We start from the raw sequence: 7,357 nt of genomic DNA, 5'->3' as shown, positions 1-7,357 counted from the left end.
CGTAAGCATTCTAGGTAAATACTTAGGATTCTAACGTAATAATATTTAAAAATAAAAACAGAATGGGGAAATTCAAATGACTAAATTAGCAGAAGCAATTGCAAATACTGTAACAGCAGCACAAAATCAAGACTGGACAAAATTAGGTACAAGTATTGTTGACATTGTATCAAGTGGTGCAAGTGTATTAGGTAAAGTATTTGGTTTCTAATACTTAATAGCAAGTATTCAACACTTAAGGATTAATCCTTAAGTGTTTTTATTTTTTAGCATTATTTAATGAATCATGATAAATCTGCTAAAATAATATACATACTATAATTTAGGAGTATAAAAATGAAATACGATACTATTTTACTTGATTTTGATGATACAATTGTGGACTTTTTTGATGCAGAAGATCGAGCATTTCATCAAATGGCACATCATTTCGGTCATTATCCAACTGAAGAAGATTTTCAATATTTTAAGAAAGTAAATCAAAATCATTGGGAAGCATTTCAAAAAAATGAACTATCTAAAGAAGAAGTATTAACACATCGTTTTATTAATTATTTTAAAGAGTATGGTATAGACGTAGATGGTAAAAAAGCCGATGTTTTATTTAGAGACGAACTAGCTAAAGCACCATTAAAATTCTTCAACTCTACTTTAGAAACAATTGATCGATTAAGCCAAGAATGTGAATTGTTTATTGTGACTAATGGTGTTACAGATACCCAAAAACGTCGTATTGCTCAATTAGAGTTTAAAGACATCTTATCTGGAGTATATATATCAGAAGAAACAGGATATCAAAAACCTATGAGTGAATTTTTTGATTATATCTTTGAGAGAATTGGTGAAGAAAAAAGAAAGACTTCAATAATAGTAGGAGATTCTCTTACATCAGATATACTAGGTGGAAAAAATGCCGGTATTACAACATGTTGGTTTAATTATCGTAATAAAGAAAATAACAGTGATATTGTACCAGATTATGAAATACAATCTTTATATGAATTGGTTAATTTAGTTGAAGAATAATTAATAAGAGACCTGAGCTAAATGGCTCAGGCTTATTTATGCAAATAGCGTTTATAGCTTAATTGTTTAGAGATCATACAAATATATTGACTCCTTATGCAAGTCTTCATTATCAATTTCTCTAAATGCCTCAAATAATTCAACAGTTTTTTAATTTTATTTCAAGATGTTGAACTTTAGTCATGTTCTCATCATCATTTAAATTCTTTATATATATTGTATCGTCATTAATATACGATTTTCATTTAATAACATATTAATTATTTATAATCTGATAAAATGGATGTGAATTTCAATAGTTAAGCCGTAAAATTGTCATCTAGGGATATAATCTTTATACTGAATAAGTAATGTTATATTGAAGGAGTAAGGGAATGAACTGTAAAGTAACTAATTTTCAAGAAAAAGATTCATTTATTACTAAATTAGAAAACAGTGATGAAACATTATTGAAATTTTATCAATATAATCCAGTCAAACCATCTAGTTTTGATCAAAGAATGGATCGTCCTAATAATGGTAGAGAGCAGCAACTTGCTCAAGTGATTAAATCATATATGTCAGATTTGAATATAACAGAAATTCAACAGACTCATCTTACTGCACTCAGTGAAGGAGCTAAAGTGGTAATTGGTGGCCAGCAAGCTGGTCTTTTTGGTGGACCTTTATATACGTTTCATAAAATTCTTTCAATTGTTAATTTAAGTCGTGAATTAACTGAAACATATCAACAAACTGTTGTACCTGTTTTTTGGATTGCAGGTGAAGATCATGACTTTGAAGAAGTAAATCATACGTATGCTTATAATGCAAAAGATGCTCATTTACATAAAGTAAAATATCATACAATGACACCGCCTGAAACAAGCGTTTCTCGCTATATTCTAGAAAAGGAACAGATGATTGAAGCACTTAATCAATTTTTTAAAGAATTAAAAGAAACGAAACATACTAACGCACTTTATCAAGTATGTTTAGAGATTATAGAAAAGTACAATAATTGGACTGATATTTTTAAAGGGTTACTTCAAGAAGTATTTAAAGATTACGGTGTACTATTTATTGATGCTCAATATGAAAAAATTCGTGAATTGGAGAAGCCATTATTAAAAAATATTATTCAAAAACATAATGAAATTAACCAAGCGTTTAGAAAAACACAAAAATTAACTACACAATCAGGTTTAAACAAAATGATTGAAACAGATACCAATGTCCATCTGTTCCTTCATGAAGATAGTATGCGTCAACTAATTACTAAAAAAGATGATGTATTCAAATTGAGTAAATCAGATATTACATATAATAAAGATGAATTGTTAAAATTAGTTGAAAAAGAACCAACTCGTTTTTCTAATAATGTTGTAACTAGACCAGTAATGGAAGAATGGCTATTTAATACGGTAGCTTTTATTGGAGGACCAAGTGAAATTAAATACTGGGCTGAATTGAATGAAGTATTTAAAATTTTAGATGTTGAAATGCCTATTGTTTTACCAAGAATGAAAATCACTTATTTACCAATTAGAATAGAAAAACTAGTTAATCAGTATAAGTTAAATGCTAAAAATGTTATTATGAATGGTATAGAAACGGATAGAGAAAAATTCGTTCGTAGCAAAGCCTCAGATACATTTATTAAAAAAGTAGAGTCTTTAAAAGAGAATCATGCCAAAATATACGAATCACTTCGTAAAGAGGTTAATGATAATCATGATAATATCAATTTAGTAAAGAAAAATTATGACATTCATAATAAACAATTTGAATATTTATTAAATCGCTATTTACTTAACATTGAAAGAGATAACGATATAAGTATGAAACATTTTAGAGAGATTGAACATGTATTGCATCCAATGGGTGGCCTACAAGAAAGAATTTGGAATCCACTTCAAATGATGAATGAATTTGGGATAGATGTGTTTAGTCCCTCCACTTATCCTCCACTTAAATATACATTTAACCAAATAGTTATAAAACCTTAATTTATGAGGAAAAGAAAAAGACCCATATTATCTATTAAAATAATATGGGTCTTTTTATGTCAAATTAAAGAATTTTAAGATATTTTACATAATTAGTGGAGGATAGTGGTGAGATGTGGTAAATTATTAATAAGGTGAGGTGGTAATAATGTTCATGGGAGAATACGAGCATCAATTAGATGCTAAAGGACGTATGATAATTCCATCTAAGTTTAGATATGACTTAAATGAACGTTTTATTATCACACGAGGCCTTGATAAATGTTTGTTTGGCTACACGCTTGAAGAATGGCAACAGATAGAAGAGAAAATGAAAACCTTACCTATGACAAAAAAAGACGCACGTAAGTTTATGCGTATGTTCTTCTCTGGAGCTATCGAAGTAGAGCTAGATAAGCAAGGGCGTATTAACATTCCTCAAAATTTGAGGAAATACGCAAATTTAACAAAAGAATGTACGGTAATAGGTGTCTCAAATCGTATAGAGATTTGGGATAGAGAAACTTGGAATGAATTTTACGAAGAATCAGAAGAAAGTTTTGAAGATATTGCCGAAGATTTGATAGATTTTGATTTTTAATGGAGGAATTTATAGTGTTTCATCATGTAAGCGTTATGCTAAAAGAAACAATAGATGAATTAGACATCAAAGAGGATGGCATATATGTAGATTGTACGCTTGGTGGAGCCGGTCATGCACTCTATTTATTAAATCAATTAAACGATGACGGTAGGTTGATTGCAATCGATCAAGATACTACTGCCTTAGAAAATGCTAAAGAAGTACTAAGAGATCACTTACACAAGGTCACGTTTGTACATAATAACTTTAGAGAATTAACTGATATTTTGAAAAATTTAGGAATTGAAAAAGTAGATGGTATTTACTACGACTTAGGTGTTTCAAGTCCACAGCTTGATATACCTGAAAGAGGATTTAGTTATCATCATGATGCAAAGTTAGATATGCGTATGGATCAAACGCAAGAATTAACTGCATATGATGTTGTTAATGATTGGCCTTATGAGGCATTGGTTAAAATCTTTTATCGTTATGGAGAAGAAAAATTTTCTAAACAAATAGCGAGAAGAATAGAAGCACATCGTGAACAACAACCTATTGAAACAACATTAGAGCTTGTAGACATTATTAAAGAAGGTATTCCAGCTAAAGCTCGAAGAAAAGGTGGTCATCCTGCTAAACGCATTTTCCAAGCGATAAGAATAGCAGTGAACGATGAACTATCTGCGTTTGAAGATTCAATTGAACAAGCCATTGAGCATGTTAAAGTAAAAGGTAGGATTTCAGTCATTACTTTCCATTCTCTGGAAGATAGATTGTGCAAGCAAATTTTCCAAGAATACGAAAAAGGACCTGATGTGCCTAGAGGGTTACCAATTATTCCTGAAGCTTATACACCTAAGTTAAAACGAGTAAATCGTAAACCAATTACTGCTACAGAAGAGGATTTAGACGAAAATAATAGAGCACGTAGTGCAAAATTACGTGTTGCTGAAATATTAAAATAAGGAGTAATTGAGGATGGCTGTAGAAAAAATTTACGAACCATATGAACACATTCAGCACACTAGCATACCGAAAGAACAACCAAAGACACAAACTGAGACGAAAACAGTAACTAAAAAGGTTGTTGTTCAACTTACGCGATTTGAGAAATTTTTATACATAACGCTTGTCACAGCAATTGCTGTTCTAGCAATCTATATGCTATCTTTAAAAATGGATGCGTACGATACAAATGATAAAATTGCCGAGCTAGATCAAAAGATTGAACAACAATCTAATGAAAATAATGCAATTCAATCTGAAATTAAGAAAAATTCTTCTTATGAGCGCATTTACGATCAGGCTAAAAAACAAGGTATGAGCCTAAAGAACGATAATGTAAAGGTAGTGCGTACTAATGGCGAAGCGAAAAATTAAAATTAGAAAAAATAAATTAGGAGCAGTCCTCCTTGTTGGATTATTCGGACTGCTCTTTTTTGTATTGGTTTTAAGATATTCATATATCATGATAACTGGACATTCAGATGGACAAAATTTAGTGATGCGCGCTAATGAAAAATATCTCGTAAAAACGCAAGAACAGCCTGAAAGAGGGAAAATATACGATAGAAACGGTAAAATTTTAGCCGAAGATGTTCAACGATATAAATTAGTTGCTATTATTGATAAAAATGCTGGAGAAGTTGGTGATACACCAAGGTATGTTAAAGATAAAAAGAAAACAGCAAAACAATTATCAAAAATTATTGATATGAAACCTGATGAAATTGAAAAACGTCTTAATCAAAAGAAAGCCTTTCAAGTTGAATTTGGACAGAAAGGGACAAATTTAACATATCAAGATAAAGTTAAACTCGATAAAATGGACTTACCAGGAATCACCTTATATCCAGAAACTGAACGATTCTATCCTAACGGTAATTTTGCTTCTCATTTAATTGGTATGGCTCAAAAAAATCCTGATACTGGGGAATTAAATGGTGCATTAGGTGTAGAAAAGATTTTTAATAGTTATCTAAATGGACAGAAAGGCTCGCTATCTTATATACATGACATTTGGGGTTATATTGCACCAAACAGTAAAAATGAAAAAGCGCCAAAACGTGGTGATGATGTTCATTTAACCATTGATTCAAATATACAAGTATTTGTCGAAGAGGCTCTTGATGATATGGTGAAACGATATGAACCAAAAGATTTATTTGCAGTGGTTATGGATGCTAAAACAGGAGAAATTCTTGCATATAGTCAACGTCCAACATTCAACCCCGAAACGGGTAAAGACTTTGGAAAAAAATGGGCTAATGATTTATATCAAAATGCATATGAGCCTGGGTCAACATTTAAATCATATGGATTAGCAGCCGCCATTCAAGAAGGTAAATTTAATCCTAAAGAAAAATATGAATCTGGTCATCGTGATATTATGGGTTCAAGAATTTCTGACTGGAATAAAACCGGTTGGGGAGAAATACCAATGTCATTAGGTTTCACATATTCATCTAATACATTGATGATGCATCTTCAAGATTTAGTTGGTGCTGATAAAATGAAATCTTGGTACGAGCGCTTTGGTTTTGGTAAATCTACAAATGGTATGTTTGACGGAGAATTAAAAGGAAATATTGCTTGGTCAAATGAATTACAACAAAAAACATCAGCATTCGGTCAATCGACCACAGTGACGCCTGTACAAATGATACAAGCACAATCAGCTTTCTTTAATAAAGGAAATATGTTAAAACCTTGGTTTGTTCAAAGTATAGATAATCCAATTTCAAAGAAAACATTCTATAAAGGTGAAAAGAATATAGTTGGAAAACCTATTACTTCAGAAACTGCGGATAAAGTTGAAACAGAATTAGATAAAGTAGTAAATAGTGATAAAAGTCATGCTTCCAATTATCGTATTGATGGTTATGATATTGAAGGGAAAACAGGTACTGCTCAGGTCGTTAATGAAAATGGTAGTGGATACGTTAAAGGAGCAAATCCCTACTTTGTAAGCTTTATGGGAGATGCGCCAAAAAAACATCCAAGAGTTATTGTTTATGCCGGTATGAGTCTTGCTCAGAAAAATGATCAAGAAGCATATGAATTAGGGGTAAGTAAAGCTTTTAAACCTATCATGGAAAATACACTTAAGTATTTAAATGTAGGCTCTAAAAAAGATGAGACTCAATCAGCACAGTATAGTAAAGTGCCAAATGTTGTAGGGCAATCAAGTCAAAAAGCACAAGATAGTCTTAAAGGAAAAGATTTACAACCTGTCATTATTGGTAATGGTAATACAATAAAAGCTCAATCTACTAGAGCTAATACAAAATTATTACCGAATAGTAAAGTGTTAGCAGTGACAGATGGCGATATTACTATGCCAAATATGAAAGGTTGGACAACAGACGATGTCCTAGCCTTCCAAGAATTAACTGGAATCAATGTTACGACTAAAGGCAGTGGATACGTAACAAATCAATCTGTAGCGAGTGGGTCAACACTCAAAAGTAATAAGAAAATTGAAATAGAATTATCTACTGATGATCCTAATGATAATACATCTTTAACTGATTCGAGTGGATCTGATTCAAATAACACTTCAGATAATTCAACTGATACAACGTCTAATGATAAAAACGATTCATAAGAACAAATGACGTCATTTTAAATGATTATAAATAAGGTGTCATATATTATGGATACCTTATTTATAATCTCAATTTCTTACATAATATATATAAAATTAGTTTGAAAATTGATAAGATTATAAAGGAAATAAAGTGAAAAACGAATAAATTTAAAATACATAAAGGAGATT

The 7,357-nt window shown here is 30.9% G+C and carries 7 protein-coding genes; all 7 read left to right on the top strand.

The features are described 5' to 3' along the window. Window positions 1–76: 76 nt before the first annotated feature. The 7 genes from HMPREF2881_RS07150 to HMPREF2881_RS07120 all read left to right on the top strand — a co-directional run bounded on the left by HMPREF2881_RS07150 (window position 77) and on the right by HMPREF2881_RS07120 (window position 7,186). The gene (locus tag HMPREF2881_RS07150) at window positions 77–211 is read left to right on the top strand and encodes a beta-class phenol-soluble modulin (protein WP_002488710.1); all 135 of its coding nucleotides are present in this window, start codon (window positions 77–79) and stop codon (window positions 209–211) included. 125 nt (window positions 212–336) lie between these two features. Continuing rightward, a complete protein-coding gene (locus tag HMPREF2881_RS07145) occupies window positions 337–1,026 on the top strand; it encodes a YjjG family noncanonical pyrimidine nucleotidase (protein WP_002448764.1) in 690 nt (229 codons plus the stop codon). A 374-nt stretch (window positions 1,027–1,400) separates the two neighbouring features. Continuing rightward, a complete protein-coding gene (gene bshC, locus HMPREF2881_RS07140) occupies window positions 1,401–3,014 on the top strand; it encodes a bacillithiol biosynthesis cysteine-adding enzyme BshC (RefSeq protein ID WP_070653679.1) in 1,614 nt (537 codons plus the stop codon). 148 nt (window positions 3,015–3,162) lie between these two features. Further along, on the top strand, window positions 3,163–3,594 hold the full coding sequence (mraZ, locus tag HMPREF2881_RS07135; protein WP_002455463.1) for a division/cell wall cluster transcriptional repressor MraZ: 432 nt from the start codon (window positions 3,163–3,165) through the stop codon (window positions 3,592–3,594). 14 nt (window positions 3,595–3,608) lie between these two features. Beyond that, complete coding sequence (gene rsmH / locus HMPREF2881_RS07130; protein ID WP_002448750.1) at window positions 3,609–4,544, top strand: 16S rRNA (cytosine(1402)-N(4))-methyltransferase RsmH; 936 nt, start codon at window positions 3,609–3,611, stop codon at window positions 4,542–4,544. A gap of 13 nt (window positions 4,545–4,557) precedes the next feature. Continuing rightward, window positions 4,558–4,959 carry a cell division protein FtsL gene (gene ftsL, locus HMPREF2881_RS07125; RefSeq protein ID WP_002448811.1) on the top strand — a complete coding sequence of 134 codons (402 nt, stop codon included), beginning with the start codon at window positions 4,558–4,560 and terminating at the stop codon, window positions 4,957–4,959. Continuing rightward, the gene (locus HMPREF2881_RS07120) at window positions 4,940–7,186 is read left to right on the top strand and encodes a penicillin-binding protein (RefSeq protein ID WP_002448727.1); all 2,247 of its coding nucleotides are present in this window, start codon (window positions 4,940–4,942) and stop codon (window positions 7,184–7,186) included. Before ftsL ends, HMPREF2881_RS07120 begins: the two co-directional genes overlap by 20 nt. Window positions 7,187–7,357: the final 171 nt, after the last annotated feature.

The sequence above is a fragment of the Staphylococcus sp. HMSC057A08 genome (assembly GCF_001812925.1).
GTDB lineage: Bacteria > Bacillota > Bacilli > Staphylococcales > Staphylococcaceae > Staphylococcus > Staphylococcus hominis.
This window is presented reverse-complemented; position numbering and strand designations above follow the sequence as displayed.

Coding starts and splice junctions, on each gene's coding strand:
- HMPREF2881_RS07145 (WP_002448764.1), top strand. CDS start 337: ATGAAATACGATACTATTTTACTTGATTTTGATGATACAATTGTGGAC.
- HMPREF2881_RS07120 (WP_002448727.1), top strand. CDS start 4,940: ATGGCGAAGCGAAAAATTAAAATTAGAAAAAATAAATTAGGAGCAGTC.
- HMPREF2881_RS07150 (WP_002488710.1), top strand. CDS start 77: ATGACTAAATTAGCAGAAGCAATTGCAAATACTGTAACAGCAGCACAA.
- mraZ (WP_002455463.1), top strand. CDS start 3,163: ATGTTCATGGGAGAATACGAGCATCAATTAGATGCTAAAGGACGTATG.
- bshC (WP_070653679.1), top strand. CDS start 1,401: ATGAACTGTAAAGTAACTAATTTTCAAGAAAAAGATTCATTTATTACT.
- ftsL (WP_002448811.1), top strand. CDS start 4,558: ATGGCTGTAGAAAAAATTTACGAACCATATGAACACATTCAGCACACT.